The following is a 26,080-nucleotide window of genomic DNA, read 5'->3' as shown; positions in this document are numbered from 1 at the left end:
GGGTAAACCGAAAAGCCCCGCAACGACCCTTATCGTTGCGGGGCTTTTCCTTTTTTGCTTGCTGGCCATTTCAATCTTGAGACCGCCATCGCCGGCTTGCCGGCGATGAGGCCCTAAAACACACCACTAGAAGTAATAGGGGAATTTCAGGCTGAACGTGAAGTCCGGTGCATCATCCGTCATACCGATGGCCAGGTTGGGCACGATCGTCAGGTTTTCCGATGCCGCAATTGTCATCCCCACGTTGAAGTAACCCGCGTTGGCATCGCTGGACACCACCGACTGCCAGTCCCCGCCGTTGGGCTTGAGCTTGCTCTTGCGTTGTACCAGGTCGGAGACCGAGAACGACATACTCATTTTCTCGTTCAACGCAAAGGCCACGCCGACGCCCAGTTGAAAACTGTCGCCCAGGCTGACTTTGCCCCCCACTTTCTGATTGACGTCACTGCTGATGTCATCAAACGACTCTTCGAAGTTGTGGGTGTAGGAGAACGAGCCAAACAGCACGGCCGGGTCGAAGGTCTTGACCAGCGAGATCCCCGGCGTGATCGACCAGACACCGTTGCCCGTAGGCAGGTTTTCCGGCACATACAGGTTGTCGTTGGCGGTAGACCGCACCAGCTTGATGCCAAACGGTTCTTTGCCCGTAGGCGCTTTTACGCGCAACGACACCACGGCGTCGGGCAGGGTGGGCGTCTCATCCAGGAACTTGTAAGCCACGCCGAAGTTGACGTCGCCGAGGGTGGGGTCGCGACTCACCGACTCTTCCGACGTGGCGTTTGCATTGTTGCCCGCGCCGCCGGACTGATAGGTCGATTCGCGGTACACCACCGGCACGTTCACGTCGAATTGCCAACGGTTATCGACGTTGTAGCGACCGGTCAGATCGAGTGTCCAGTTATCCGCCTTGATCCGATCCAGGTTGATATTGCCCAGGAATATCGAGTCCAACGCCAGGAAGCCGTTGAGTGTCAGCTGGCGCGCGTCGTAGCGTGCGTAGGTGACGCCGGTTTCAAAGCTGAACTTGCCATTGCCGAAGAAACCGCTGGCTTCGTTATAGAGGTTGCTCACGCTTTGTGCTGGGGCTGAATCGTCCTTGAGGGACTGGCCATAGGAACTGCCACCGCCTCCCGCCCCACCGGATGCGGCCGCCGCGCCAGTACCGGCAACGGTGGCCCCGCTGGCCTTCTGGAAGTCGGCCGGGGATTTGGCCAGGCGCTTGGGCGCAGGTGTCGCCGGTTGATCCTCGACCTGGCGCACGCGTTGTTCCAATACCGCTAGGGCTTTCTGTTGCACTTCGTACCGCTGCTTGAGTTCCAGAAGTTCCTGCTTGAGGGTCTCGATGTCGGCGTCTGGCGCGGCATACAATATGGATGCTGGCAAGAGCGTACTTAAACAGACCACCGCACGTAGCGATAACGATCGATGCATGAAATAAGCCGTCCTTTTCTAATGCGTAAGTGACGAGGGTCAGCGTAGTTCAATAACCGAGAGTGCGTAGGCCTTTGAGTTGATCCAGATTGCAATTGAGTGCCGGGTTATTCAGGCCGTTGTTCATCACAACGTTGAGCTGGGTCATGTTGGTGACGAAGTTTCTATCCCCCGTCAACACGGTGCCCTGCAAGACTTGGCCGCCGCCAATCTGCTGGAGGCTGTTGCCTTGGTTATGGTTGCCCTGGATCGCCATCTGCAAGCCGCCATTGTTGGCCGATACACTCACGCGGCCTGCTGCGCTGTCACCGGTGACGGTGCCGCCGGCAACCAGCACCTGGCCGGACTGCACGATGTTGGAGGGCGCGAAGCCGTTTTCGGTGACGTTGATCCCGACATTGTTGTAGGCGGCGTTGCCGTCGCCGGCGGCACGTACGCTTTGGGTCACGCCCGAACCTGTGCCCAGTCCGGCGCCGCCGCTGACATTGCCAGTGCCGGTATTCGGGTTGGTGCCCGTACCGGTCGACCCCGTGGTCTGTACGTAGAATTGTGGGGTAATGGTGGAAGCGTCGACTTGCATGCTGGCCTTGCCCGTAATCGTGTCACCCACGGCGTTGGTCCAGGTGCTGCTCATGACAATACCGAAGCTGATGATTCGCCCCGGCATCACGTAGCGGCCGCGCAGTTCGGCCATTTCCGAATCCTTGAGTTCGATCGGCTTGAACGCCGATGAAGCATAAGCGGGCATTGAGGCTGCCAGACACAAGACCGTCAGCCAACGGGAAGTGTTCATCTTCTGCTCCTGGAGCGTCCTGCCCCTTATTGCGCTTCTTGTTAGAAGAAGTCGCTCTGGATGAAACCGAAATCCATCAGCTCGGCATCGCCGACAGGCCTGAACTCATTCAACTGGTTCTTGGCGGTCAGCGGCACGGGTGGGTCGAGCAAGGCGTTGGCCTTGTCGTAGCCTTCACCCAGCACAGCGAAGACGATGCCATTCCAACCCTTGAGGAAGTCGTCGTGTGAATAGCGTTTGTGGCCCAGCACCGGGTCGCCGATATAGACCCAGTCCTTGTCCGCGCGCTGTAACACCACGAAGTGCTTGTAGCCACGAATCTCCAGCAGCACCACAACAGGGATCTTCACGGTCACCAGTGTCTCTGGCCCGATCTTGTAGCCCCGCGCACGCATGCCGATGCTTTCGAGGTAGCGCTTCATGTCCAGCATGGAAAACCCCTGGGTGCGTACCAGGTTCTGGTCTGCGTTGACCAGCATGCCTTTGATGACGTGGTCTTCGTCTACGTCCAGCCAATAGCCCTGACGCAGGATGGTGGCGAGTGCCGCAGCACCGCAACTGAAGTCGGTTTTCTGTTCCACCAGGTTGGCGAATTTGCGTTCACGGATACTCTCGACTTTCTTGAAGATGACTGCACCGCCAGGCATGGCGGAGATCGCCATGGTCCCTGCCCAGGTCGGGCCGGTGAGCAGCATCAAGAGGGTGAGAGTCGCGAGGCGCATGATCGTCGGACCTGTTGGACACTGGAATAAAAAAGGGCCTTGTTGCCAAGGCCCCGTTGGATCAGAAGCGCACGCCGCTGGAGCAGACGCTGCAGCCTTGGCCTACAGACAGGCTGTTGCTGGCTTGGTTGCCCGAACCGGATTGCAGGTTCACACCGATGTTGCCGGCGTTGTTGTTGATCGAGTTGTCGGCGCTGGCGTTGTTCGACACATATTGAGGCTTGCTGCCATGGCCATAGCCGTGGCTGGTGGCCGCAGTGTTGAGGTAGTTGTTGGCGAGCGAGTTTTGCTCGGTGTTGGCGGCCGCTGCGATGTTTTTGCCATCTGCGGTGGTGATCGCCAGGTTGTTTTTGCCTTGGTTGCCTTGACCGGCCTGGCCGTTGTAGCCCAGGTTGCCGGAGTTGTGGTTAGCGGAGTTATCCAGCGAGGCATTGTTTTGGATGCCTTTGCTGACGAAGTTGTTCAGGCCGCTGTTCTGGTTCACGTCGACCACGGCGAATACGGTAGCGAAGTCGCCTTTGGCGCTGGAGATTGCGCCAGAGTTGTCAGCCTGGTTACCACTGCCAGCCTGAACGTTGACGCCGGTGTTACCGCTGTTGTAGGTGACCGAGCCATCGGCAGAGGCGTTGTTTTCGGTTTTGGTGTCGTCGTACTTGTTGCCGATGCTGTTTTGAACATCTGTAACCACTGAGGCAACCACGCCGGTTGGTTGAGGCGCAGGGTGCCAGCCACCTGCTTGGGCAGCAGCAGCCATGAGTGCGGCGAGAGCGAAAACCATTGGTTTCAGAGCCATTTGAGGTTTCATGGTGTTTCTCCTTGCTTCTAATTAGTTGGTTAAGTGTTGGTACGGTCTAACTCGTGCTACCAAGCGGTTACTTGATAGTGATGCCCAGGGTGTTAGCCATTCGGTTCCCCACCCCAGCACTCTGGTTCACCTGAATCACTCCTCGGCTGCCGGTGAAGGCCTGGTCGCTTGTCACGACCTGGCGGCTGCCAGTGGTGGGGGTGAGCCCTGAGTCGGTTGCCAGCGTCGTCGTGTTCTGTTGCAACAGGACGCTGTCGTCGATGCTTTGCGGGCCAGGGTTGACGCTGATCCGCACCGCATTGACTAATTGGCTATTGGCACCGGCTGATTGGTTGATGCCCAACATGCCGTTGCCATTGGTAAAGGAGCTGCCTTCGATCGCCGCCTTTGCATTCAGCGAGGGGTCGACCGTGCCGTTCATGTTCTGGATATTGCTGGTAGTGGCTTGGCCACCCAGCGCGACGGCGCGGTTGTTGGCGGTTTGCTGCTGGTTGCCGGCCGCCTGGTTGACCATCAGGTTGCCGCGGTAATCCTGACCGCTGTTGTTGATCACGGCGGTGTTGTCGGCCATGGCCGAGGCGCTGCCCAGCAGGGCCAGGGGGAGCAGGATGCGCAGGGAACGGTTCATTACTTGCCCCCCATCATGCTGCCGATGTTGTTGAGGGGCGCCAGGCCACGCTGGATCGAATCGCTGATCTGCCCGCCCATGCTACCGCTGCCTCCCGAACGGCTGGCAGCTGCGCCAGCGCCCAAGGTGGACATGCCGTTTTGCGTGGCACTCAAGGTGGAGAAGTTGCCGGCGGGCTGGAGGGCGCGGGTGATGCTCAAGCCGCTGCTCACGGCGCCGAAATCGCGGTCACTGAGTTCGCCTGACAGGGCGCCCAGGACGTCCTTGCTCGGATTGACGTTGGCGGTCTGGGGGTAGGGGTCGGGACCAAAGGACGCCCGACCGTACATGTGTCCCTGCACGTCGCGCCCGGTCACGATGACGCCGTCACCCGCCAAGGTCGGCAGACTGATGCTGGCACTGAGTACACAGCTGATCAGCAGCACGTTCATCAAACCTTGAGTGAGTGTGTTCACGGCGGCATTCCTTATTCTCGGCGCTGACCCTAAACAGCGCTGTAAGGGATAGAGCAGAAGGCGTGCCGCTTTTTATTTATTATGGATATTCAATGGGTTGCGATTATCGAAGGGCAAAGTGATAGCAGTGTTGTATCAACGCTGAGACAACCCACCGCAAATCCACATGCACGTGCCCACGGCGCAAACGGTTCACCTTGCTGTATCAGCAACGCAACACTGTGCATGACAAAACGATGAACGCGCTCAGGGCGGACCGTTCAGGGGAGGAGGGTGTTTCAAAAATGGACACTGCCGGCACAAGCAAGCCCGTGCGTGCAGGCTGGGCTCAGCCTTTCGGGGCTTTACGCGGGATCGAATTGAGTACGGGGTTGCCGTCCAGGTTCTGGGTCAGGTAGACCGGCAAGACCTTGGGCAAGGAAGGGACGAGGTTGTTGACCTCATTGATGTTGTAGATGCCGCCGATACGGATCGCGCCGGTGCTGGCATCCGCAAGCATCACGGGCTTGTTCAAGTAGCGGTTGATCAACGGTAATGCGTCGGCCAGCGCCAAATTGTCGAGCACCAACTTGCCTTGGCGCCACGCCAGCGCGCTGTCATTGGGGTTGAACGCGTTTACGCGAGGGGTGGCATCGCCATGCTGGTAGCTGGCTTGCATGCCGGGGGTCAGCGGCACGCTGCCGTGCACGGTGTCGCTTGCGATCTGCACCGAGCCTTCGAGCAGCATCACCCGCACCTGGTCTTCATATTTCCAGACGTTGAACTGTGTGCCTGTCACCCGTACCTGGCCTTCGCCGGCCCGCACGATGAACGGGTGGGTGCTGTCATGGGCAACTTTGAAAAATGCCTCGCCCTTTTTCAGCGTGACTCGGCGTTGGTCCTTGTAATTGCTGTAGACCAACTCCGTGCCGAGGTTCAATTCCACCTGGCTGCCATCGCCCAAGGTGACCTTGCGCAGGCCATTAGCTGCTTCGAAATGCTCATATGAGCTGGGCAGCCAGCCCGCCTCCCAGCCGGTAAACGCAGCGAGGGGCAGTGCAGCAAGGCAGACTGCCGCCGCCACTGCATAGGTGCGCCAACGACGGCGAGGCTTGAACGGCACCACGGTGGGCGTGGGCTCAGTGCGGGGCAGGTGGTCGGCAACATCCCAGATTTCCAGCATGGCCGCGTATTCGAAGGCGTGCAACGGATGAGCATCGTGCCATTGCTCAAAAGCCTGACGTTCGATGGCGGTGCAATCACCGGCATGCAGGCGCATGCACCAATGCGCGGCGGCATCGGTGATAGCGTCGTATTCGGCTTCTGAGAGGGATTTTTCGCTCATTAACTCATCCTGATTTCGCACATTCTAACCTCCCCGGGTGTACGACGAGAACAGCCATCATGGCTATTGCACATCAATTGGAACTTATTCTCGTTTGGGGGCACCTAACGATTTCAGGACATTTCCACAATGGAGAACGAAAATGCTCAAGAAAACCTTAGTCGCCCTGTGTGCAACTACCGCGCTGCTTGGCGCCGGCTCTGCCATGGCTGACAAGCCGGGCGCAGGCTGGATCACCATCGAAAAGGCGATTGAAGTCGCCAAGACCAAGGGTGGTTATGTCGAGGTATACGCCGCCGAGGCCGACGACAACGGTTATTGGGAGGTCAAGGGACGCAAATCAGATGGCACCGTGTATGAAGCACGCATTGATGGCGCGTCGGGCAATATCCTGCGTGACCAGAAAGACTGATCCCCCCTCGGGGGCCTGTTCAGGCCCCCGGCTCTAATCTGCGGCCCAAGTGTGTGATCAGGTACGTCACCGAATCTGCGTTGGCCAAAATGATATCCATCCGCCGGTCCGGATCACTCATGAACGTTTGCCGGGCATCTTCCAGCGTTTTCGTACCGGTCAGGTGCAGCACTTTATTGCGCAGTTTGGTCGACCCGGCGCTGCCGAAGTCCTCCCAACGCTCTGCCAGGTCGTCCCAGCTCTTGAATAGCATGGTCGCGGGTGTCAAGACAGACAGCGCGGTGCTTTGCAGGTTGGACAAGGCTGTGTGCTGGCGCAAGCCGTCAGCGGTACCACGGTTGATGATGTCGAGAAAAGGGCGCATCGAATCCAGGTAGGCGATGTCTTCAGTCCCGGAGACCAGATGACTCATTTCGTGAATCAAGGTCGCCGCACGCGCATGGTCGTCAAGGTCGAACGGCACCGTGAGGTGCGGTAGATAGGTGCTCATTCGTGTATTGAAAAAGTGCTCCAGCAAATAGATCTTTCGATCCGCGCCTTCAGGAATGACAAAAGCGTAGGTTTGGGTGGGCGACCAGCGGGCGGAGCCGGTGACGAATCGTGAGGAGTTTGGGCTGATCACATCTTGCTGGGTCAGCCCATCGCAGATTTCTGCGACACGTCTTCGAATTTTGATCAACTGGTCCGGGGTAACGTTGAGTACGCCGAACATCTCGGTCAAGAAGCGACCGCATGGGGAGTTGGGATCACGTTGCCGTGCAAACAGCGCCAGGTTGCGCGCACATCTGAACGTATAGAAAACCGCGACATTGAGTGCCCCATCAATGCAGGCTGCCTTTACGGGAGACATCGCCCGGATGGCTGGCATGCCTACGGCTTCGATATTGATCGAGTCGCGCTCGGTTCTTCGGGTAATGACACGGCTTCTGATGCGGGACAGCGCAGGGCCGAAGCGTGGCTCCCGCTCGGACAGGTCAAGTACCCATTCGCCCTGCGAATTGCGTTCGACGTAGGGTCCCAGTTCATGGGCAAGGCTGACTCGCCAACGCTCACCCACCCTCCGGACCGGGTAAACCCGGCCGGCTACCGGTGCGTAAGTACGGTTGCGCGTCGGGTCGGTAAACAGGTGGCTTACAGGGCTCTCCTGCAGAGCTGCCAGGGATACGCAGACGTCTTCAAAATGCCGCATTCGCGTGCGTGTCGAGTCGGTGATAGCCAGGCTGGCGAGGGTCATGGCGGGCGCCGGTGAGTCCTCCGGCAGATTGGCGGGCGATGACGACGGCAGGGCCGTCATCAACCCATCAAGCTGTTCGCGAAGGGATGCCAGTGTCGCCACGCCCTGGATAAATGTGCGCAGGCCCTCTGCGAAATGCTGTGATTGCAGCGCCTCGGCGGAGGTTTTGAACAGTGTGTAGCTGCGCCAGACCACCAGTGGGAAGGCAAGCTTGCCGGCAATGAACTGCAACGTCATGGGAATACCCTTGCGCAGCAGGCTGGTGATCCCGTCCCATTGATCCTTGCCGTCGCGGGCGAATTGGCAGGCGAGCATCTTGAGCAGTTGTATGACGTTGTCATTGAATAGCCGCAGCAAAATATTCTGCCTGATGGGGTTCGACGCCAGGCTGGCGTCCCTTTTGTCCTGGCTGGTGGGCTGTTTGAGCAGGTTGCGCCATATCGCTTGGTCGGGGTCGCCCAGTTGCAGGATGATCCAATCCTGAAGGGGGCCGTCGCGATTGATGTCATTGAGCAGCGTGTCTTCGTTGGCGTATTCGGTGAGCACGCGCAGTGGCGCATACGGCGCATACAGCACAAGCGGGCCCGTCGCTGGCGTTTGTGGGCCGATGATGTAGACACAAGGCACTGTCACCGGTCCCGCCCCGGCCGTGGCGATCAGTTGCAGAGGGCGAATCATTGCTGTGGTGCCGCTGACCTTATCCCGCGCCACAGCATCCGGCATATCAAAGATTTGCTGGATAAAGCTCCAGGCCGAGGGGCTGAGGCGTTCTTCGAGTTTTTCCTCATGGGCATGGCGCAAGAGTTGCCACGGCAACTGCCGACAAAACAGGTCACGTCGCTGGCGGGCATCGTCGGTGTCAGCGCTGAGGTGAGTGGTGAGCAGTTCGCGATAGGTTTTGGCAATGTCGAGTTGGCGCACCAACTGCACCACCGCCGTGCCGTCCAGGGTCGTCGGCAGCGGTGTGAGGCCCAGCGCGCGGGGCGTCAGGGTGTCGGCCTGCAGGTCGGGGAGGTGGCGCAAGGCAAAATCGGTCAGGGTTTGAGTGCGTCCGTCGAGCGCGACGCGTGCGGGTATCAAGATCGCTTCAGGGTCCAGCGCGGCGTCCGGATAACGGGCTTTAAGCAGGTTCGTCAAGGCACTGGCGACGTGCTCGCGCAGGGGGGGTAAACCGTGCAGGTAATCCTGATTGTCCGGTGCACTGAGCCGGTACTGCTCAAGCAGTTCGGCGTGGAGCCATTGCTCTTCGGCAGATGCCATGCCCAGCCACACCGGCAGCGCCTGCTGGTGAACGATCGCTTCTGCGATTGCACGGGCGCGCGGCAGATTCGACGGCGCCAGCCGTTGCATTTCATCGTCCAGACGGTCTTGCAGTTGTGTGGGCCCAAGGGGCATGGCGAGCCAGTAGTCGAGAGCATCCAGGTGGAAGTCCAGGTAGCTCTGCTGGCGGTTGTTCAACAGGTGCTCATCAATGCGCTGCAGGGGGCCGAGGCGATAGACTTGATGGGGTGTACGAAGGCTGATGGGCAGGTTCTGCAGCAGGCGTCGGTCGGGCAGTGCGAAGCGCTGTTGAAGGGCTTGGCGCAGAGTTTTCAGTGAGGCAAAGGGCTCATGACCTTGCTGCGGGGTCCAGAGTACGACTTCACCTGACAGGTCAGGGTCGAGGCCGCCACGCTGCGTCAGCACGAAACAGTTGGCCAGGGCCCGTGGGGTTTCGTCATCGCCAAGGGTCAGTGTCAAGCCGCAGGCATCCGGCAGGAAGCCTTGAAGCCCATGGCGCTTCTCGCGGGTCATGCTGTCGGGCCGCAGGACCGTATCAAGCATGGCGTAATGATCAGGGCTCAACGTCTTGTTGAGCAGTCGTAATTGGGCCTCGCTGCGCAACCCCTGCATCAGGGCCGCGCCCATCTCGGCGCGATGACTTTCCAGGAACGCGCGGGGCAATGTGTGAATGTCGTGCTGAACAAAAGGGAGCATGGCCCGCTCGATCACCTGATTGAAACCTCGGCTGTCCAGGTTGTTCCAACGGGTGGCGGTCCCGGCGCGGCGAGCGCTGTACAGGCCGGTGCGTGGCGAGTCGTCGATAGGGGCCGCACTGTTTGCTAAACGTTCTACAAGGTGATCGACCATGTTCCGTGAGGATACCGGCTCACGATCCTCGCGTTGTCGAGCCTGGGTGGCGTAGGTATTGGCAAACACATCTGCGGGGTCCAGGTCCAGCAAACGCAGGTTCAATTCCGCCTTCAGGGCATGGGTGGCCAGGCTGCGCAACGTGGGGTGCCTCTGCCGCTGTGTCGCCAGGACCGCTTCCGTCGCACGCAGCGTGACCAGATGCTGTTTGGCGCGCTCTGCCTGTACCGTCGACGGGCGACCATTGCCGCTGCTGGCCGGGTGCAGGCTCCAGCGTCCTTCGGCTTCCAGGGCCAGCAGCCGACTGTCGAGCATGGGGCGCACGTCCAGGGCGCAATCGAGCAGGGCAGCCAGGTCTGCTTCGCCATCGCTTGCGCGAAACAGCCCGAGTGCATGTTCCATGTTGCTCAATTGCTTGCGGGCGATGTCCTTGACCATCCCGGTAAATACATTGTCACTCACGGGCAACCCACTGACTTGCACCCCCTCCATTGCCAGGTACAGGCTGCGTTCGTCCAGGGACAGGAAGTTCAGCAACTCGTCCTGATGGCCGGCGGCCTTGAGCATGCTCAGCAAGGTTTCCTTGAGATCCTCAACATCCTTCAAGGTTTGCAGCCCGCGGGATTGGGTGTAGAGGTAGGCATGCTGGTCACTGATCAACAACGTCGCGGCCAGTTCCACATAATGTTGATAAGGTGCGTGGATGCTGATTTTTTCGATATTCAACGTCGCATGCCAGTCGCTGCGTGACGCCTTGTCGGGGAGGAAAATCGCGCGCAGTCGGTGCGCCTCCTCGGAAGAAAGAATCCCGCTCTGATGCTTGAACAGCAGGTCGGCGCGAAATTTGTCACTCATCAGTTGGGCAAACAGATCCAGGCGCGATGGATTGCTGCCACGGGTTTCATTCCACCAGGTCTGCAACAGGCTGCTTAACAGCGAAGACAGCACGCCAGCCGTCTGTTCCACAACGCGCTCCCAGCGTTCGAAATCCTGTTTGAGTCGCCTCTCAGGCAGGGCGCTTTTATCGTGCCTGGGGTGGGTGAACGTGCGGGTACAGTTGGCCGGCCACTCCGGTTTCAGGTAGTACTGCAGCAGGGTTTCACTGAGGGTCGCCGAGGCAATCCATCGATCAGCGCCGTTAGCCTCCGCTGAAACCAGAAACGTGTTTACCAACGTGTATTGTTGATCGAGGTGGGGAAAATAAGGGCGCGCCATGATGTTCAGCAGTGTGCTGAGCATTGAGGCCAGGGTGGGCGTGGTGCGTAATTCATCCAGGGCACGCCGTACGTTTTGCCTTTGGCTTGCCTCAATCGCCTGTTCTTGATCCACGAATACGATGCCTTCAATCGTTGTGGTGGTCACGGCGAACAAGCCGCTGAAAGAAAAGGCTTGGCGCTCCTCTATGGATAGAAAGCTAATTAAATCAATATGTTGAGTTTCATTTCTGAGGCGTTCCCTGAGGGTTGCGAGCGCCACGGCACGGTTGTCGAATACTTCGATTCCCCCATAGGGGCTATACAGCAAGGCCTTCTTCCCATCAGGTGTCGGGCTCATCATGAAGGCGCCGGCCAGCGCTGTCGCAGGCTGTCCTGGCCTCTCGATCACCAGCGTTTCGACGGTCATGGGGGCCTCACGGGCCTGGCGCCCGGCATGGGTGGCGGTGTAGACCGCCATCAGCCAGTCGAGATCCTTCAAGGTCAACCCCAGCGCGCGCTCCCGTTCTGAAGGGTGTTTGCGATGGATAGGGCGCAGGAATTCATCGAAAAAATACGGGGGGGTGAGCTGTGCCATCGACCTTTCTCCGTGGGTAATGGGGACGGGCCAGCAGGCTAGGGCGGTCGTGTTGGCGAATGGGGCTACATATTTGCCGTAAACAGCATTGACAGCAGCGGCAGGCGGCGTTGTTTAATCACAGGTCTGGATTTCACGCTGTATGCCCCCTCCAATCATAAAATCGGAGCTTCAGATGTCTGCCCAGCCCACGGTTGTTGACAGTTCCAGCGCCACCATCGGTTTCGCCAAGCTGGTGGCCTTGCTCCACGCCATCTTTGTCCGCCACGGCACTTCGCCTGAAGTGGCCGCCATCCTCGCGCACAATTGCGCCAGCGCCGAACGTGATGGCGCCCACAGTCACGGTATTTTTCGTATCCCCGGTTACCTCAGCACCCTGGCCAGCGGCTGGGTGAATGGCAAGGCCGTGCCGGTGGTCACCGACGTGGCTTCAGGCTTTGTACGGGTGGATGCCGGTAACGGTTTTGCCCAGCCCGCCCTGGAGGCCGCGCGTGCGTTGCTGGTGGAAAAGGCCCGCAGTGCCGGAATCGCCTTGCTGGCTATCCATAACTCCCACCACTTCGCCGCGTTATGGCCAGATGTCGAGCCGTTCGCCGAGCAGGGCCTGGTGGCGCTGAGCGTGGTCAACAGCATGACCTGCGTGGTGCCCCATGGGGCTGACCGTCCGCTGTTTGGCACCAACCCCATTGCTTTTGCTGCACCGCGTGCCGATGGCCTGCCTATTGTGTTCGACCTGGCCACCAGCGCCATCGCCCACGGCGACGTGCAGATCGCTGCGCGTAAAGGCGAGCGTTTGCCACCGGGCATGGGCGTAGACAGCCTGGGCCAACCCACTCAGGACCCGAAGGCGGTGCTGGAAGGGGGGGCTTTGTTGCCGTTTGGCGGGCACAAGGGGTCGGCGCTGTCGATGATGGTCGAGTTATTGGCCGCAGCCCTGACAGGCGGCAATTTCTCTTTCGAATTCAATTGGGCCGACCACCCGGGCGCGCGCACGCCGTGGACCGGCCAACTGTTGATCCTGATCGATCCGAGCAAGACGGCCGGGCAAAGCTTCGCCGAGCGCAGCCAGGAACTGGTGCGGCAGATGCATGCGGCGGGGTTGCGGCGCTTGCCAGGGGACCGACGTCATCGCACACGGGCGCGGTCGGACCAGCAGGGTATCGAGGTTGACGCAGAGGAATTGGCGCGGTTGCGAGTGCTGGCCGAGCAATAAAACAGGCTGCGCCGCATCCGGCGCAGCCTTCATGTATCAGTTACGGCGGCCCAGCAGCAGGCCGACCACCAGGCCGAAACCTGCGGAAATCGCCACGGTCTGCCACGGGTGGCCACCGATGTAGGTTTCGGTAGCATCCACCACCGGCTTGCTGCGCTCGCGCACATTGGACACCGAGTCCAGGGCTTGCTTGAGCTTGATGGCGACCTGCTCGCGCAGGGTTTCACCTTCTTCGCCCACCAGGGATGCGCTGCTTTTGAGCAGCTTGTCCGATTCTTCGATCAGCGCGGTCAGTTCGCTGAAGGCTTGGTCCTTGATTTGGTCTTCGACGGCTTGGGCAGCGGTTTTGCGGGCCATTGTGTGACTCCTTGCGAGTGAATGTGACAGTGAACAATGGAGTGCCGGGCAGCGGCAAAAGTTGCAGTTTTTTTGCGCCCGCCGGGTCCCGGGCAAAAATCCGAATCAGGAAATTTCGACCTACAGTGTAAGATGTCGTCTATTTGTGCAGCAGGGAATTCAACATGAGCTTCAATCTGGCCAACAAGACTCTCGCCGAACGCGCCGAGCTGGAAGATGAAAAGTCTCGCCTCTACGAACTGTGGCAGACCAACCTGGGCAAGGCCAAGGGCGAAGCGGCACGGTTGTTCGGCGAGCGCGCCAAACGCAAGGGCAAGTGGGCCGAGTGGGTCCGTGCCGAACTGGACGGCATGTCGCCGCCGGAGTTCTCCAACATGGTGCGCAGTGAGGTCAACAAGTTGATGGCGGCGGCTAAATAAAGCTCGCCACAATCGCTTCACGCACCTTCAGCAGCATCGGGTCCAGCTGCGCCTGAGTCCGCCAGCCCAACTCCACCGGGTAGCGCGGCAACGCCAAGGGGCAGGGTAGTACGTGCAGACTGGTCATGTCCGCGATGGCCTGCGCCGCATGCCCGGGAATGGTCGCCACCGCCTGGCTGCCCTTGAGCAGAAACGGCAACGCCGCGAAGTGGCTGGTGGAGGCGCACACCTGGCGACTCAACCCCTGTGCCGCCAAGCCTTCATCGGTAATCCCGATAAACCCACCGGATGACACCAGCACGTGTTCACGGGCGACGAACTCGTCCAGGCTGATGCTGGTTTGGGCTGAATCCACCAGGCAGCGGTAATCGCCTTCTCCCAACACTTGCCGACTGAGTCGACCGTGGGCAAAGCCGCCCGCCGTGATCGCCAGGTCCAGGGTGCGGTCGAGCAGGGCGCCGGCGACGATCTGGCTGTGGGTCTGACGGAAGATCACCCGCAGCTTCGGCGCGCGCCGGGCGATTTCTTCCATCAGACGCCGCCCGTAGGCAATCTCGAAATCATCCGACAACCCCAGCACCACGGAGCGGCCCTGATACTGCTGGTTATCCGGGTTGACCATGGCCAGGCTTTGCCGGCAACGCTCCAGCGCCTCGCCTATCACCGGTTTCAACTGGTTGGCGCGCAAGGTCGGCGCCAGGCCGCGCCCGGTGCGCACGAACAACGGGTCGCCATACACCTCGCGCAAACGCCGCAATCCTGCACTGATGGCCGACTGCGTCACCCCCAGGCGCACGGCGGCGCGGCTGGCGCTGGACTCGTCATGCAGGGCTTCAAAGGTTTTCAGCAGGTTCAGGTCAACTTGGGCGATATTTGTTTGATTCATATCATTCAGCACTGAGGTGGGCTTTATTCATGATCATGGCTGGCCGGAGAATGGGCAACCCCCCTGACTCTGGAGTGAGCGTAATGCCTGTATCGACTGTGGCAGCCCTGCAAATCGGATCCTTGCCGGGCGGCAAGGGCGAGACCCTGGCGCAAATCCTCGGCTACGAGGACGCAATCATCCGCAGCGGCGCGCAACTGGTGGTGATGCCCGAAGCGCTGCTGGGCGGCTATCCCAAAGGTGAGGCCTTTGGCACCCAGCTGGGCTACCGCCTGCCGGAAGGCCGCGAAGCCTTTGCCCGCTACTTTGCCAATGCCATCGATGTGCCCGGCGCCGAGACCGACGCCCTGGCCGGTCTGTCGGCGCGCACAGGCGCGAGCCTGGTACTGGGCGTGATCGAACGCAGTGGCAACACCCTGTATTGCACGGTGCTGTATTTCGAACCCACGGGCGGGTTGGTGGCCAAGCACCGCAAATTGATGCCTACCGGCACCGAACGCTTGATCTGGGGCAAGGGCGACGGCTCGACCCTGCCAGTGATCGACGCGGCAGTGGGGCGAATCGGCGGCGCTGTGTGCTGGGAAAACATGATGCCGCTGCTGCGCACGGCCATGTACGCCAAGGGCGTGGACGTCTGGTGCGCACCCACTGTGGATGAACGTGAGATGTGGCAAGTGAGCATGCGCCATGTGGCCCATGAAGGCCGCTGCTTTGTGGTGAGCGCATGCCAGGTGCAGGCCTCGCCGGATGCGTTGGGGGTGGAGGTGGCCAACTGGCCGTCGGACCGCCCGTTGATCGCCGGAGGCAGCGTGATCGTCGGGCCCATGGGCGACATCCTGGCCGGGCCGTTGGTCGGGGAAGCGGGGCTGTTGACGGCACGGATCGACACTGATGATCTGGTGCGGGCGCGGTATGACTACGACGTGGTGGGGCACTATGCCCGGCCGGATGTGTTCGAGTTGAGCGTGGATGAGCGCGCCAAACCGGGCGTGCGTTTCATCACCGACTGACACTATGGTGGGAAAACTGTGGGAGCTGGCTTGCCTGCGATAGCGGTGTGTCAGCTTGCATATCCTTGGCTGATAGGTCGCTATCGCAGGCAAGCCAGCTCCCACAGTGGATATTCATTGACTGGAGGATTTGGATTTCAGCCATTCCTCGCGGGTAATTTCCCAGATTTCCCGTGGGAAGGTGCCTTCGACAAAGTGGCCCTCTACCGTCTTGACCAGGCGCATGCCGCCACGCTCGGAGATCCGCCGCGATCCCTGGTTGGGCGCGGCCTTGGGGGCGCGCAATACCGGGCGTTCCAGCACGTTGAACCAGTAGTCGGTGATCACCGTGCAAGCTTCGGTCATCAGCCCTTGACCGTGCCATGGCTGGCCGAGCCAGAAGCCACGGTTGTCGTCTTCGGTATCGAACAGGCTGATGTTGCCGACCAACGTGTCAGGTGAGTCCCTCAGGTACATCGCCCAGTGCCATTGCTCGCCACGTGCCATGCCGGGCAAGGCCACGTTCTCCAGGAAGCTGCGTGCACCATCGGCCGGGTAAGGCCAGGGCACCTCGTTGTTGAGGTAACGCACCACTTCCCAGTGGGGAAATATCTGCTGGATAGCGTCGGCATCGTCCAGGGTCAGCGGGCGCAGGATCAGGCGTTCGGTATAGAGCGTCGGTTGCATGGCGATCACCACGTGGCCGTGTTGGGCAGGTCAAGCGTGCCACGGTCGACAAAACGTTGGGTGCCAAACAGCCCACCCGCCAGTTTGCCGCGCAGCACGTAGGGCAGGTTGTTCAGGCTTTGGGTCTGGCTCAGGCCAAGGGTCTGGCGCAGCACGGAGAATGCGGAAACGCTCACTGGCACCATCAGAACCGTCTCAGAGAAACGTGGGATGGAACCGCTTTGGTCACTCACTCCCGAGGCCAGCGGCCGGCCATTGACGTCCAGGTCCAGGGCCACGCCGTTGTAGTCGATCGCCGTTTCATTGGGGTTTTGCACCCGCAGCTTCACGGCGAAACGCACTTCCAGGTCCTGGCTTTGCAGAGGTTCAATGCCCACCACGGTGATATTCACCGGGTCGCGGTTGGGGAACAGGGCGCAGGCGCTCAAGGTCAGCAGCAACAACGATAGAACCATGAGCTTGCGCATTAACAGTGCTCCCTATTTCGTGACGTCCGGGTCTTGCATCACCTTGAGGGTAGAGGACTCCGGATCAAATTCATCTTCTTCCAGTTCTATGAACTCTTCCGGCAGGAAAATGTTCAGCAGGATTGCACAGAACGCACCCACGGTGATCGGCGATTCGAAGATGTTGTGCAACGCCTTGGGCAGGTCGCGCAACACTTCCGGCACGGCGGCGACACCCAGGCCCATGCCGAGGGAGATTGCCACGATCAGCACATTGCGTCGATGCAGCCCGGCCTCGGCGAGGATCTTGATACCGGCCACGGCCACGGTGCCGAACATGATCAAGGTAGCGCCGCCCAGTACCGGCTTGGGCATCAACTGAAGTACCGCACCAATCATCGGGAACAGGCCCAGCAGCACCAGCAGGCCGGCGATGAAGTACGCCACGTAGCGGCTGGCCACGCCGGTCAACTGGATCACCCCATTGTTCTGGGCGAAGGTCACCATCGGCAGGCTGTTGAAGGTGGCGGCCATCGCCGAGTTGAGGCCGTCGGCCAGCAGGCCCGACTTGATGCGCTTGATGTACAGCGGGCCTTTGACCGGCTGTTGGGAAATCATCGAGTTGGCGGTCAGGTCACCGGCTGCTTCCAGCGGGGAAATCAGGAAGATCACCGCCACCGGGATAAATGCTACCCAGTCGAACGAGAACCCGTATTTGAACGGCACCGGCACGCTGATCAGTGGCACATGGGGCAGGGCGGCCATGTCGACGCGGCCCATCCACCAGGCCACCACAAAACCCAAGGTCAGGCCGATCACGATCGAACCCAGGCGCAGGAACGGGTTGCTGAAGCGGTTGAGCACCACAATGGTCAGCAGCACCAGCGCGGCCAGGCCCATATTGCCAGCGGCGCCCAGGTCGCTGGCGCCGAAGCCACCGGCCATGTCGGTGACCGCGACCTTGATCAGCGACAGGCCCATCAAGGTGATGATGGTACCGGTCACCACCGGGGTGATCAGTTTGCGCAGCTTGCCGATGAACTGGCTGAGCACCACTTCGATAAAGGCGGCAAAAAAGCAGATGCCGAAGATGGTCGACAGGATCTCGTCGGTGCCGCCACCCCGGGCCTTGACCATGAACCCCGCGCTGAGGATCACGCTGATAAACGAAAAGCTGGTGCCTTGCAGGCACAACAGCCCCGAGCCCACCGGGCCGAACGTGCGCGCTTGCACAAAGGTGCCCAGCCCCGACACGAACAACGCCATGCTCACCAGGTACGGCACTTCACTTTCCAGGCCCAGCACGCCGCCCACGATCAGGGTCGGGGTGATGATGCCGACGAAACTCGCCAGCACGTGCTGCAGCGCGGCAAAGATCGCCGCAGTGAAGTGCGGACGGTCTTCCAGACCGTAGATCAGGTCGGATTTATAGCGGGGGCGGGGGGCTTGAGCGTCAGACAAAATGCGGGCTCGGGTCAGAAAATGGAGGCGAAGAATGCCAGAAACTGCCGGTCGTCAGAAGTGTAAAAAAATATTTATGAAGGCCCTGCGGGAAACCGCGAGCCCTGCCGATACCTCGTATAGGCCCACATACCAACGATAACAGTGGTGACCAAAGGTCAGAGCGGCGCGTTGACACCGACTGATCGTTTCGCGGCAGGGACGCTCGCAAACACTACTTCTGAGAGCACCCCCTATGTCCCTCCGTCATCTGAATATCGCCCCTCGCGCGTTCCTCGGTTTTGCGTTCATTGCGTTGCTAGTGATTTTACTGGGGGTGTTTGCGGTCAACCGCATGACGCAGATCCGCCAGTCATCGGTGGATATGAGCGCCACCCAACTGCCCAGCGTGACCTACCTTGGCAACATCACTGAAAACGTCTTGCGCCTGCGCATCCTGTCGTTCCGTGTGCTGGTCAACCGTGAGCCGGCCGGCCTGCAGGAAGCCGAAACCCGCATGGGCGTGTTGGCCGACAAGGTCAAAACAGCCCAGGCCGGCTATGCAGCATTGCCGGCCGGTACCGAGGAAGCGGCGCTGTACAAGACGTTCGTCACCACGCTGAACAACTACTTCACCGCCCAGGCCGAGATGCTGGCCTTGTCCAAGCAGGGCAAAGTCGACGAGATGCGCACGCTGATCAACACGCGTATCAAGGACGGCACCGACCTGATGGGCGAGCAGTTGAACAAGTTGATCGCCATCAACGCGGCCGATGCCAAGGAGGCCGACGCTGAAGCGGGGCAAAGCTACGAGGGTGCCATCGCCGGGGTGATTGCCGTGTCGGTGGCTGCTGCGCTGCTGACGGTGTTGCTGGCCTGGTTGCTGACCCGCAGCATCGTCACGCCGCTGCGCAAAGCAGTGGAAGTGGCCGAGACGATTGCCGGTGGCAACCTGAGCAAGGCCATTGAAGACGACGGCAAAGACGAACCGGCCCGCCTGCTCAGCGCCCTGGCGTCGATGCAAGCCAACCTGCGCCAGACCATCCAGCACATCGCCGGCTCCGCCACCCAGCTGGCCTCGGCAGCGGAAGAGTTGAGCGCCGTCACTGAAGAAGCCTCCAAAGGCCTGCAGCAACAGAACAATGAAATTGACCAGGCGGCGACGGCGGTCAACGAGATGACCGCCGCGGTGGAAGAGGTGGCGCGCAATGCCGTGTCCACCTCCGAAGCCTCCGGCCAGTCCAACCTCGCAGCGCGTGAAGGTCGTGACCGCGTGGTGGAAACCGTCGGCGCGATCCAGACCATGACCCAGGACGTGCAGAACACCGCCGTGCTGATCGAAGGCCTTGCCTCCCAAGGCCGTGACATTGGCAAGGTGCTGGACGTGATCCGCGCAATTGCCGAGCAGACCAACCTGCTGGCGCTCAACGCCGCCATCGAAGCGGCCCGTGCCGGTGAAGCGGGGCGTGGTTTTGCGGTGGTCGCCGATGAAGTGCGCGCCCTGGCCCATCGTACGGCGCAGTCGACCCAAGAGATCGAGAAGATGGTCGCCGGCATCCAGAACGGCACCGGTGAAGCCGTGCAATCGATGCAGCAGAGCAACCAGCGCACCCAGAACACCTTGGAAATGGCCCGCGCTGCCGGTGTGGCCCTGGAGCAGATCACCCAGTCCATCAGCCTGATCAACGAACGCAACCTGGTGATCGCCAGCGCCTCGGAAGAGCAGGCCCAGGTGTCGCGCGAAGTGGACCGCAACCTGGTCAACATCCGCGACCTCGCCACCCAGTCGGCAGCGGGCGCCAACCAGACCAGCGCGGCCAGCCACGAGCTGTCACGCCTGGCGGTGGACCTGAACGCGATGGTGGCGCGCTTCGTGATCTAACATGACCTGATTTGAAATGGGATCAAAAAATGTGGGAGCGGGCTTGCTCGCGAAAGCGGTGTATCAGTCAAGGATGTATTGCCTGACACGCCGTATTCGCGAGCAAGCCCGCTCCCACATGGGTTCACTGTTTCCAGGCGGCTGCATTGACCAGGTCCTTTGGACGCTGACCGGCCAGCGCCTGCAACAGATTATCCACCGCACACTTGGCCATCGCCTCCCGCGTCTCATGCGTGGCCGAGCCGATGTGCGGCGTGGCCACCACGTTGTTCAAGCGCAACAACGGCGAGTCGTGACTCAACGGCTCACGCTCGAACACATCCAAGCCCGCCGCCCGAATCGTACGCTGTTGCAAGGCCTCCACCAGCGCCGCTTCATCCACCACCTTGCCCCGCGAGATGTTGATGAAGACCGTCTCCGGGCCCATCAGCGCAAACTCTTCGGCGCCGATCAGCTTCTCTGTTTCGGCGGTCAACGGCAGCGTCAGGCAGACAAAGTCGGCCTGTTGCAGCAACTCATTCAAGCTGCGGTACTGCGCGCCAAAACGCGCCTCCACTGCGGGCTTGGGCGAATGACTGTGGTAGATCACCGGCATGCCAAAGCCAAAATGCCCGCGCTGGGCCAGGGCTTCGCCGATACGCCCCATGCCGATGATGCCCAGGGTCTTGCCGTGTACATCGGTGCCGAAATGCGCAGGGCCGATGTTCTTGTTCCATTGGCCGGCGCGCACCATGTCGGCCAGCTCCACCACGCGACGGGCGGTGGCCAGGATCAGCGCGAAGCCGGTGTCGGCAGTGGTTTCGGTGAGCACGTCCGGGGTATTGCTGAGCAGGATGCCGCGCGCGGTCAGGTAGTCGATGTCGTAGTTATCGACCCCTACCGAGACGCTCGCCACGGCTTCCAGCTGCGGCGCCAGGTCCAGCAAGTTCGCATCCAGGCGCAGGCTGGCGCCGAGCAGGCCATGGGCGCCGGGCAGGGCGTCGCGCAGCTTGGCCAGGCCGGTGTCGTCGAGGGCGTCGATCAGGGTGACATCGGCCTGTTCGTGCAGGCGGGCCATCAGCGGTGCGGAGAGTTTCTTGTACAACACGACGGACTTTTTCATGCGGTCTTTACCTTCAATTCCAGGTGGGGCGCCGGCGTGCGATCACTGGCGCCGGGCTTGAGAAAAATCGTCAGTACCACCGACAGCAGCAACGCGCCGCTCATCAGCAGATACGAGGCGCCGGGCGAGCCGGTGCTGCTATTGAGGTAGCCCACCAGGTAGGAGCCGCCAAAGGAGCCCAGGGCGCCCATGCTGTTGATCAGCGCCATGGCGCCGCCGGCCACGTTGGCTGGCAGGATCTCCGGGACGATTGCGAAAAACGGCCCGTAGGGCGCATACATGCAGGCCCCGGCGATCACCAGCAGGGTGTAGGACCACCAGAAATGCTCGGCCCCCAGCACGTAGGAGGCGTAGAACGCGACCGAGGCGATCAGCAACGGCGGCCACACGAAGCGTTTGCGCTTTTGCAGTTTGTCCGAGCTCCACGACACCGCGAGCATGCCCATCACGGCCGCCAGGTAAGGCAACGCCGAGAGCCAGCCGGCCTCGACCATATCCATCTGCAAGCCGGCCTTGAGGATCGACGGCAGCCACAGCACAAAGCCGTACACGCCGATGCTCCAGCAAAAGAACTGCAACGCCAGGATGATCACCTTGGGCGAGCGGAACGCTTCGGCGTAATTCTTCACGGCCTTGATGCCGACCTGCTCGGCGGCCAGGGCACTGTCCAGGTCGCGCTTTTCAGTGTCGCTGAGCCACTTGGCATCCTTGGGACGCTCGTCGGCCAGCTTCCACCAGATGAACGCCCAGATCACCGCCGGCAGGCCTTCGATGATGAACATCCAGCGCCAGCTGAAATGCTGCACCAGATAGCCCGACACCACCGACATCCACAGCATGGTCACCGGGTTGCCGAGGATCAGGAAGGTGTTGGCCCGCGAGCGTTCGGCACGCGTAAACCAATGGCACAGGTACACCAGCATGGCCGGCATCACCGCGGCTTCGACCACGCCGAGCATGAAGCGGATGGCGATGAGCATGTAGGCGTTGGACACCACGCCGGTCAGCGTGGCCAGGCCGCCCCAGAGGATCAGGCTGACGAAGATGAGTTTCTTCACGCTGCGTTTCTGCGCGTAGATCGCCCCCGGCACCTGGAAGAAAAAGTAGCCAAGGAAGAACAGCGCCCCCAGCAACGACGACATGCCGGGGGTGATCATCAGGTCTTCGGCCATCCCGGAGGCGGCGGCGAAGCCATAGTTGGCGCGGTCCAGGTAGGCCAGGCTGTAGGTGATAAAAACGATGGGCATGATGTACCACCAGCGGCGGGTGGCGAGTTTCAGCGTATCCATGGTGTGGCTCCTGAGCTTGTTGTAGTTGTGGCAACAGGGAGTGGGTTATGCAACGGATCGAACGGGCAGCTCTGAACGGGTGGGCAAGCCTTCCATGTCGCCACGGCTCTGCACAGCACGGCTGCCGATCCAGTTGCCGCGTTGGATGGCCTCGGGGAAGCTGAGGTTTTCCAGGAGTGCGCTGATCATGCCGACGGCAAAACCATCGCCCGCACCCACCGTGTCCACGACTTTTTCCACCGGCACGGCGGCGACAAAACCCTGGTCCATCTGCGTGCGGTAGTAGGCGCCATCCGGCCCCAGCTTGATGGCCACGGCTTCGGCGCCCTGGTCGAGGTAGAAGGCAGCGATGTCGGCCGGGTCGTCGAAGCCGGTGAGCAAACGGCCTTCGCCCAGGCCCGGCAGTACCCAGTCGGCCAGGGCGGCGAGGGCGTTGATCTCGCGGATCATCATCTGCGGGTTGGCCCACAGCGACGGCCGCAGGTTCGGGTCGAACGACACGCTGCGGCCGGCCTTGCGCATCTGCGTCATCAGCTCGCGGGACAGTTCACGGGTCGCCTCGGACAAGGCGGGCGGGATGCCGGTGGCGTGCAGGTGCCGAGCTTGCAGCAGCGCCGGGCAGATGTCGGCGATGGACAAGTGGCTGGCTGCCGAACCTTTGCGAAAGTACTCCACCTGCGGGTCGGCCCCGGCGTCTTCGCGGGACTTGAGCTGAAAACCGGTGGGGTGTTGCGGGTCCACCGCGACGTGCCGGCAATCCAGGCCTTCCCTGCGCAGCGTGTCGACCACGAAGCGACCCAGGGAATCGTCGCCCACCCGGCTCAGCCAGGCGACATTGAAACCCAGGCGCGACAGGCCGATGGCAACGTTGCTGTCAGCCCCGGCAACGCGCTTGTGAAACTGCGCCACCTGGGAGAGCTCCCCAGTCTGCTCGGCGACAAACATCGCCATGGTTTCACCAAACGACAGGATATCGATCTCAGACATGGGCGTTCTCCGCACGGGGTTGGCCTAGCAGGGTGAGGGCGGCGACCTGTTGCGCGGTGACAGTGATCAAATCATCGCCTTGCAACGGGAATTCCACCGCCCGGGTAATACCTTGAGTCATGTGCTTGAGCAGTTGTTCCCACAGATGCAGGTCGGTGGCGCCAGGCGGCAGGGCCACCAGCTTGCCGTCAGGGCGACGGGCCACGGCCTTGCAATGCAGGTAATCCACATGCCGGCCCAGCAGGCGGGCGGCGGTGAGGGCCGATTGGTCCTGCCACTGCCAGTTGCCGATGTCGAAGGTCATCTTCACCGGCAGGCCCAGGCGTTCGACGTCGCTGAAAAAACGTTGCAAAGGTTCGATGCGCCCGCCGTGCAGGGTCTGGTCGTTTTCCACCAGCAGCTTGACCGGGTGACGGTCGAGCAGGGCGTGCAGGCTTTCGAGGTCGTTGGTGTCGGTGAAGTAGCCCAGGGACACCTTGAGCCAGCGCGAGCCGAAGGCGTGGGCGCGATCCAGGGTGGCGTCCAATTCCGCGTTCGGCCGGGCGCGGCCGGCGACCCAGAGTTCCAGCGGAGAAGAAAAGACGGATTCCAAATGATGTTGCGCCGCTGCCTGGGCCAATTCGGCGGGCTGCTCATGGGTCAATAATTCTTCACGCCACTCGATGCGCCGGGCGCCTGCGGCCGCGAGCAACTCGACAAAACTCAATTGGCCCTGCTGGCGCACGAGGTCGGCGCCGTAGCTGGAGAGGCTGATGGAAACGGGGTATTTATGCATTGTTGTTGACCTCTGAAACCGGTTTCATTTTTTCACACAATTCAAACCGCGTAGGAGCCAGCTTGCCGGCGATGGCGTCCTTGCTTTCACCGCAAGGCTCACGGCCCAATCGCCGGCAAGCCGGCTCCTACAAGGGGGTGGTGGAGCCTCGGACGATGAGTTCAGGCAGGAAATCCAAGGTGCGCGTCGGCTCGGTGTCGCCGCGCAAGCGCTTGAGCAGGCAGTCGAACGCCGTGGCGCCAATGGCCTGGGTCGGTTGGGCGAGGGCGGTGATGCCGCTGCCGACCAGCGGGTACCAGTCCAGGTCATCCAGGGCGATCAGGCCGACCTCGTTGAACAGGTCGCACCCGAGGTTTTTCAAGGCGCGGGTGCAGGCCAGCGCAGCAACGCCGTTGCCACAGAACAGCGCCTTGGCGCCGGGTTTGGCGAGAAAGGTGTGCAGGTGGTTTTCCAGCGTCTCATCGAGTTCCAATACGGCGCCGGTCAGGCCTGGGCGCTTGGCAATTTCGGCCTTGAAGCTGGCCTGGCGCTCGAGCCGTGAGCTGGTGCCATCGGTGGTTTCGCTGACCATCAACACGTCGCGATAACCTTGTTGCTGCAGGTGCTCGACGGCCATGCGCACGGCGGCCGGGTTGTCCAGCCCCACCAGGTCGCTGTGCAGGGGGTCGACCTTGCGGTCCACCAGCACCAGGGGCATTTCCCGCTGCAGTTCGAGCAATTGGTCGAGGTGATGACCGAGGGTGTTCACGATCAAGCCTTCGATGTTGTACGAACGCAGTGCTGCCAGGTGCTGGCGTTCCTGCTCGTCATCACGGTCGGTGTTGCACACCACCAGGCTGTAGCCGTGTTGGCGACAGGCGGTTTCGACGCCGTGCATCACGGCAATGGAATAGGGGTTGCGGATATCGGCCACCAGCATGCCGATCAGGCGCGTACGCCCGCGTTTGAGGCCACGGGCCATCTGGTTGGGGCGGTAGCCGAGTTGTTCGATGGCTTGTTCGATGCGCAGGGCAATGGCATCGGAGAGCAGGGCGCGGTCGTCACCGATGAAGCGCGACACGCTGGCCTTGGACACACCGGCGCGTTCGGCAACATCGAGCATGGTGACGCGGCTGCGCTGGGCGGCAGAAAAAGTGTTCACGGCCATCGACCTTCTGTTTTTATTGGAATGACTGAAACCGGTTTCAGGAAACCATCAAATGAGGAAAGTCGTCAAGTTGTTGTAGGACAAAGCCTGACAGCCGGTGCTTCACACCACCACGCTCAGCCACGTGGCCACCAGCAATAAAACCGCCATGCCTCGGTTGAAGCGCTGCATCGCCCGGGCCGACCGAAACACCCGCGCAGAACCCACGCCCAGCAGCGCCCACGTGCCCAGGCACGGCATGGAAACGAGGAAAAACACCAGGGACAGCAGCACCACCTGGCCTTGGCGCTCAGCCCCGTGGCCAGCAAACACGCTGACCACTGCAACGGCCATCATCCAGGTTTTCGGGTTGATCACCTGCAGGCCGGCGGCGCCGATCAGGCCAAGGGGCTTTTCAGTGGCAGCCACTTCGACGGCTTGGGGCGGCGCACGGTAGATCTGCCAGGCGAGGTAACTCAGCCACGCCACGCCGAACCCTTGCAGCGCAGTCTGCACCCGGGGCAGTTGCACCAAGGACTGGCCGACCCCGGTTCCTACCAGCAAGACCAGACCTGCCGCGCCCGCGCAGGCGCCGAAGATGATCGGTACTGCGGCCTTCAAGCCATACCGCGCGCTGTTGCTCAGCACCAGGATGTTGGTGGGGCCGGGGGTGATCGAGGCGACAAAGGCAAACAGCATGAAAGGCAACAACGTGGACAGCATGGCAGGTGACTCCGGTAAACCCATCGATGGAGTC

The 26,080-nt window shown here is 61.2% G+C and carries 24 protein-coding genes; 5 read left to right on the top strand and 19 right to left on the bottom strand.

What is annotated here, in order from left to right; translation table 11 throughout:
* Positions 1–126: 126 nt before the first annotated feature.
* From ACVWVP_RS27125 to ACVWVP_RS27095, 7 genes are all read right to left on the bottom strand, one after another.
* Positions 127–1,431, bottom strand: coding sequence for a hypothetical protein (locus tag ACVWVP_RS27125; protein ID WP_457409037.1), 1,305 nt, complete (start codon positions 1,429–1,431; stop codon positions 127–129).
* A 49-nt stretch (positions 1,432–1,480) separates the two neighbouring features.
* On the bottom strand, positions 1,481–2,224 hold the full coding sequence (locus ACVWVP_RS27120) for a hypothetical protein (RefSeq protein ID WP_178919609.1): 744 nt from the start codon (positions 2,222–2,224) through the stop codon (positions 1,481–1,483).
* A 41-nt stretch (positions 2,225–2,265) separates the two neighbouring features.
* A complete protein-coding gene (locus ACVWVP_RS27115; protein ID WP_178919610.1) occupies positions 2,266–2,946 on the bottom strand; it encodes a C39 family peptidase in 681 nt (226 codons plus the stop codon).
* A 61-nt stretch (positions 2,947–3,007) separates the two neighbouring features.
* A complete protein-coding gene (locus tag ACVWVP_RS27110) occupies positions 3,008–3,751 on the bottom strand; it encodes a hypothetical protein (RefSeq protein ID WP_178919611.1) in 744 nt (247 codons plus the stop codon).
* 67 nt (positions 3,752–3,818) lie between these two features.
* Complete coding sequence (locus tag ACVWVP_RS27105) at positions 3,819–4,379, bottom strand: adhesin (RefSeq protein ID WP_178919612.1); 561 nt, start codon at positions 4,377–4,379, stop codon at positions 3,819–3,821.
* On the bottom strand, positions 4,379–4,834 hold the full coding sequence (locus ACVWVP_RS27100; RefSeq protein WP_457409034.1) for a hypothetical protein: 456 nt from the start codon (positions 4,832–4,834) through the stop codon (positions 4,379–4,381). The genes ACVWVP_RS27105 and ACVWVP_RS27100 overlap by 1 nt, the downstream gene beginning before the upstream one ends.
* A 328-nt stretch (positions 4,835–5,162) precedes the next feature.
* The gene (locus tag ACVWVP_RS27095) at positions 5,163–6,158 is read right to left on the bottom strand and encodes a FecR family protein (RefSeq protein ID WP_178919614.1); all 996 of its coding nucleotides are present in this window, start codon (positions 6,156–6,158) and stop codon (positions 5,163–5,165) included.
* A 142-nt stretch (positions 6,159–6,300) separates the two neighbouring features.
* Between ACVWVP_RS27095 and ACVWVP_RS27090 the strand changes: the two genes are divergently transcribed.
* Positions 6,301–6,570, top strand: a complete 270-nt coding sequence (locus tag ACVWVP_RS27090) for a PepSY domain-containing protein (RefSeq protein ID WP_178919615.1) — start codon at positions 6,301–6,303, stop codon at positions 6,568–6,570.
* A gap of 19 nt (positions 6,571–6,589) precedes the next feature.
* Here the strand turns inward: ACVWVP_RS27090 and ACVWVP_RS27085 are convergent, their stop codons facing one another.
* On the bottom strand, positions 6,590–11,725 hold the full coding sequence (locus ACVWVP_RS27085; RefSeq protein WP_457409032.1) for a dermonecrotic toxin domain-containing protein: 5,136 nt from the start codon (positions 11,723–11,725) through the stop codon (positions 6,590–6,592).
* A 175-nt stretch (positions 11,726–11,900) separates the two neighbouring features.
* On the opposite strand from ACVWVP_RS27085, the gene ACVWVP_RS27080 reads away from it, so the two are divergent.
* On the top strand, positions 11,901–12,938 hold the full coding sequence (locus ACVWVP_RS27080) for an Ldh family oxidoreductase (protein ID WP_178919617.1): 1,038 nt from the start codon (positions 11,901–11,903) through the stop codon (positions 12,936–12,938).
* A gap of 36 nt (positions 12,939–12,974) precedes the next feature.
* On the opposite strand, the gene ACVWVP_RS27075 is transcribed toward ACVWVP_RS27080, so the two are convergent.
* A complete protein-coding gene (locus ACVWVP_RS27075; RefSeq protein ID WP_016979401.1) occupies positions 12,975–13,295 on the bottom strand; it encodes a DUF883 family protein in 321 nt (106 codons plus the stop codon).
* A 164-nt stretch (positions 13,296–13,459) separates the two neighbouring features.
* Between ACVWVP_RS27075 and ACVWVP_RS27070 the strand changes: the two genes are divergently transcribed.
* The gene (locus tag ACVWVP_RS27070; RefSeq protein WP_060757089.1) at positions 13,460–13,714 is read left to right on the top strand and encodes a hypothetical protein; all 255 of its coding nucleotides are present in this window, start codon (positions 13,460–13,462) and stop codon (positions 13,712–13,714) included.
* Here the strand turns inward: ACVWVP_RS27070 and ACVWVP_RS27065 are convergent.
* Positions 13,707–14,600 (bottom strand): LysR family transcriptional regulator, encoded by an 894-nt coding sequence (locus tag ACVWVP_RS27065; RefSeq protein ID WP_259175794.1) that lies wholly within the window; start codon positions 14,598–14,600, stop codon positions 13,707–13,709. The genes ACVWVP_RS27070 and ACVWVP_RS27065 overlap by 8 nt on opposite strands.
* An 83-nt stretch (positions 14,601–14,683) precedes the next feature.
* Between ACVWVP_RS27065 and ACVWVP_RS27060 the strand changes: the two genes are divergently transcribed.
* Complete coding sequence (locus ACVWVP_RS27060; protein WP_457409029.1) at positions 14,684–15,610, top strand: carbon-nitrogen hydrolase family protein; 927 nt, start codon at positions 14,684–14,686, stop codon at positions 15,608–15,610.
* A gap of 114 nt (positions 15,611–15,724) precedes the next feature.
* Here ACVWVP_RS27060 and ACVWVP_RS27055 read toward each other — a convergent pair whose 3' ends face one another.
* The 3 genes from ACVWVP_RS27055 to ACVWVP_RS27045 are packed head-to-tail and all read right to left on the bottom strand — an operon-like array spanning position 15,725 to position 18,183.
* Positions 15,725–16,276, bottom strand: a complete 552-nt coding sequence (locus ACVWVP_RS27055; protein WP_457409027.1) for a GNAT family N-acetyltransferase — start codon at positions 16,274–16,276, stop codon at positions 15,725–15,727.
* Between the two features lie 5 nt (positions 16,277–16,281).
* The gene (locus tag ACVWVP_RS27050; RefSeq protein ID WP_178919621.1) at positions 16,282–16,743 is read right to left on the bottom strand and encodes an LEA type 2 family protein; all 462 of its coding nucleotides are present in this window, start codon (positions 16,741–16,743) and stop codon (positions 16,282–16,284) included.
* Positions 16,744–16,755: 12 nt separating this feature from the next.
* Entirely contained in the window at positions 16,756–18,183 is a 1,428-nt protein-coding gene (locus ACVWVP_RS27045) for a nucleobase:cation symporter-2 family protein (RefSeq protein WP_457409025.1), read from the bottom strand.
* 235 nt (positions 18,184–18,418) lie between these two features.
* Here ACVWVP_RS27045 and ACVWVP_RS27040 point away from each other — a divergent pair, with 235 nt between their 5' ends.
* On the top strand, positions 18,419–20,044 hold the full coding sequence (locus tag ACVWVP_RS27040; RefSeq protein WP_178919623.1) for a methyl-accepting chemotaxis protein: 1,626 nt from the start codon (positions 18,419–18,421) through the stop codon (positions 20,042–20,044).
* A 124-nt stretch (positions 20,045–20,168) separates the two neighbouring features.
* Here the strand turns inward: ACVWVP_RS27040 and ACVWVP_RS27035 are convergent, their stop codons facing one another.
* From ACVWVP_RS27035 to ACVWVP_RS27010, 6 genes are all read right to left on the bottom strand, one after another.
* A complete protein-coding gene (locus tag ACVWVP_RS27035; protein WP_457409023.1) occupies positions 20,169–21,146 on the bottom strand; it encodes a 2-hydroxyacid dehydrogenase in 978 nt (325 codons plus the stop codon).
* Positions 21,143–22,435: an MFS transporter gene (locus tag ACVWVP_RS27030; RefSeq protein WP_457409021.1), complete on the bottom strand. Its 1,293-nt coding sequence runs from the start codon at positions 22,433–22,435 to the stop codon at positions 21,143–21,145. The genes ACVWVP_RS27035 and ACVWVP_RS27030 overlap by 4 nt, the downstream gene beginning before the upstream one ends.
* Before the next feature lie 45 nt (positions 22,436–22,480).
* Complete coding sequence (locus ACVWVP_RS27025) at positions 22,481–23,422, bottom strand: sugar kinase (protein ID WP_457409019.1); 942 nt, start codon at positions 23,420–23,422, stop codon at positions 22,481–22,483.
* Positions 23,415–24,197, bottom strand: a complete 783-nt coding sequence (locus ACVWVP_RS27020; protein ID WP_178919627.1) for a sugar phosphate isomerase/epimerase family protein — start codon at positions 24,195–24,197, stop codon at positions 23,415–23,417. The genes ACVWVP_RS27025 and ACVWVP_RS27020 overlap by 8 nt, the downstream gene beginning before the upstream one ends.
* Positions 24,198–24,324: 127 nt before the next feature.
* The gene (locus tag ACVWVP_RS27015; protein ID WP_310522037.1) at positions 24,325–25,338 is read right to left on the bottom strand and encodes a LacI family DNA-binding transcriptional regulator; all 1,014 of its coding nucleotides are present in this window, start codon (positions 25,336–25,338) and stop codon (positions 24,325–24,327) included.
* A gap of 108 nt (positions 25,339–25,446) precedes the next feature.
* Complete coding sequence (locus tag ACVWVP_RS27010; RefSeq protein ID WP_178919629.1) at positions 25,447–26,046, bottom strand: LysE family translocator; 600 nt, start codon at positions 26,044–26,046, stop codon at positions 25,447–25,449.
* Positions 26,047–26,080 lie beyond the last annotated feature (34 nt).

The sequence above is a fragment of the Pseudomonas sp. TE24901 genome (assembly GCF_054058375.1).
Note: the sequence above shows the minus strand (reverse complement) of the source record. Positions and strands in the feature narration are given on the sequence as shown.